We start from the raw sequence: 2694 nt of genomic DNA, 5'->3' as shown, positions 1-2694 counted from the left end.
GGCCAGCGGGTGCTCGGACTCGCGCTCGACGGCGGCGGCCAGTCGCAGCACCGCGTCCGCATCCAGGCCGTAGGCCCGCACGTCGGTGACGGCTGGAGAACCGAGCGTCAGGGTCCCGGTCTTGTCCATCACGACGGCCTGCACCCGGGCCAGCTGCTCGAGGGCGCCGGCGCTCTTGAACAGCACGCCGCGGTGCGCGCCGAGGCCGGTGCCCACCATGATCGCGGTCGGCGTCGCCAGGCCAAGGGCGTCAGGGCAGGTGATCACCACGACGGTGATGGCGAACAGCAACGCGGCCTGCAGCCCCGCACCGGCCGCGAGCCACACGACGAGCGTCAGGCCGCCGCCGATCAACGCGACGAGCACCAGCCAGAACGCGGCCCGGTCGGCCAGCCGCTGACCGGGCGCCTTGGAGTTCTGCGCCTCCTGGACCAGCTTGACGATCTGCGCGAGCGCCGTGTCCGCCCCGACCTTGGTGGCCCGGGCGCGCAGCGCCCCGGTGGTGTTGATCGACGCGCCGACCAGGGCGTCTCCCACGTCTTTGGCCACCGGCAGGCTCTCGCCGGTCACCATGGACTCGTCCAGCTCCGACCGGCCCTGCTCGACCATGGCATCCACCGGCACCTTGGCTCCGGGGCGGATCAGCAGCAGGTCACCGACCTGCACCTGGTCGGTGGGAACCTCGACCTCCTGGTCGTCGCGCAGCACGACCGCCTTGGGCGGGGCGAGCTCGAGGAGAGTTCGGACGGCGTCGTTCGCGCCGCCGCGGGCGCGCATCTCCAGCCAGTGCCCGAGGAGCACGAATGCCGTCAGCACCGTGGACGCCTCGTAGAAGACGTCCCCGCCGCCGGTCAGGGTGACGACGACGGAGTAGACCCATCCGGTGCCGACGCCGACGGCGACCAGGACCATCATGTCCAGCGTCCGGGCGCGCAGCGCGGACACGGCCCCGTCGAAGAAGATCCAGGCGGAGTAGAACACCACCGGCAGGGACAGCAGCAGTGCCACCACGTCGTCCCGCAGCCCGAACGGCGCCGCCACGGAGAACCCCAGCACCTGCCGGCCGATCGGCGAGAACAGCACGATCGGCACCGACAGCAGCGCCGCGACCAGGAAGCGTCGACGCATGTCCGCGACCATGCTCGCCATCGACATGCCGCCGTGGTGACCGCCGTGACCCATCGCCTCGTGCGGCGACATGGTCGGCGTCGTCCCGTGGCCTTCGCGCGGGCCGGACGCGGCGTGGGCGTCGTGCATCGCGTGAGTGTCGTGCACCGGTGCACCGGGGTGTCCCGGTTCACCGTGCGGGTCGCACAGGTGCGCCGGGACGGACTGACCCGCGCAGTGGAACCCGCACTCGCGCACCCACTGCTCCAGCTCGGCCGCCGAGGTCGTGCCCGCCTCGTAGGTCACCGTCGCCGTCTGAGCGACGGCGTTCGCGGTCACCGCCCGCACCCCGGGCCGGGCCGCCAGCCGTCGTTCGACCGTTCCGGTCGAGCCGCTCGCGTGCATGCCGGCCACCTGCAGCGTGATCGTCTGGTCTGCCATCGTTGCGTCCTCTCGCTCTGTCAGCTGCGCACGAGGCGGGCGATCGCCTCGGATGCCTCACGAAGTCGCCGGTCCTGCAGCTCGCCTCCGTGCCGTGCCGCCTCCACCAGGCAGTGGCTCATGTGATCGTCCAGCAACCCGAGCGCCACCGCCTGCAGGGCACGGGAGGCGGCCGAGACCTGCGTGAGGACGTCGATGCAGTAGGCACCGGACTCGACCATCCCCGCGATCCCGCGCACCTGCCCCTCGATGCGGCGCAACCGTCGCAGCTGGGCCTCGGCCGTCTCCGTGGCCACGTCAGCCTGCCGAGCCCGCCGCGACCGGGGCCGTGGTGGACACGGCACGGAACCGCCGCAGCCGCAGGCTGTTGCTCACGACGAACACCGAGGAGAACGCCATCGCCGCTCCGGCGATCAACGGATTGAGCAGGGCCGCCACCGCCAGCGGGATCGCGGCCACGTTGTAGGCGAAGGCCCAGAACAGGTTGCCCTTGATCGTGGCGAGCGTGCGGCGGGCGAGCCGGACGGCGTCCACCGCCGCGCGCAGGTCCCCGCGCACGGCCGTCAGGTCGCTCGCCTCGATGGCGACGTCCGTGCCGGTGCCCATGGCGATGCCGAGGTCGGACTGTGCGAGCGCGGCGGCGTCGTTCACCCCGTCGCCCACCATCGCGACCACCCGGCCACGAGCCTGCAGGTCGCGGACGACAGCCACCTTGTCCTGCGGCAGCACCTGCGCGATCACCTCGTCGATGCCCACCTCTGCCGCGATCGCCCGGGCGGCGCGCTCGTTGTCGCCAGTCAGCAGCACCGGGTGCAGGCCCAGCTGCTTCAGGCCGGCGATCGCCTCCGCGCTGGTCGGCTTCACCGTGTCGGTGACCACCAGCACGCCGCGCACCGCCCCGTCCCATGCCACGGCGACCACGGTCCGGCCCTGCTGCTCGGCGACGTCCAGCGCCGAGCGCAACGTGCCGCCCAGCTCCACGTTCCACTCGGCCGCCAGCCACGTCGGACGCCCCGCAGCGACGGCGTGCCCTTCGACGACACCGGAGACCCCGAGACCCTGACTGCTGACGAACTGCTCGACGGGCGGCAGGTCACCGCCGCGTTCGCGGGCGCCGGCGGAGATCGCTGCGGCGATGGGGTGCTC

3 protein-coding genes are annotated in these 2694 nt (G+C 72.7%); all 3 read right to left on the bottom strand.

Features of this window, described 5'->3' with window-relative positions; translation table 11 throughout:
• The coding region (locus tag M6444_RS06175) for a heavy metal translocating P-type ATPase (protein WP_298324289.1) at window positions 1–1548 on the bottom strand (1548 nt) is incomplete at its 3' end.
• Window positions 1549–1568: 20 nt separating this feature from the next.
• The gene (locus M6444_RS06170; protein WP_291751003.1) at window positions 1569–1844 is read right to left on the bottom strand and encodes a metal-sensitive transcriptional regulator; all 276 of its coding nucleotides are present in this window, start codon (window positions 1842–1844) and stop codon (window positions 1569–1571) included.
• A 1-nt stretch (window position 1845) separates the two neighbouring features.
• Window positions 1846–2694 (bottom strand): HAD-IC family P-type ATPase (locus tag M6444_RS06165; RefSeq protein ID WP_298324283.1); only part of this gene is annotated, 849 nt, incomplete at its 5' end.

The organism is Haloactinopolyspora sp. (genome assembly GCF_027324685.1).
Taxonomy (GTDB): domain Bacteria; phylum Actinomycetota; class Actinomycetes; order Jiangellales; family Jiangellaceae; genus Haloactinopolyspora.
This window is presented reverse-complemented; position numbering and strand designations above follow the sequence as displayed.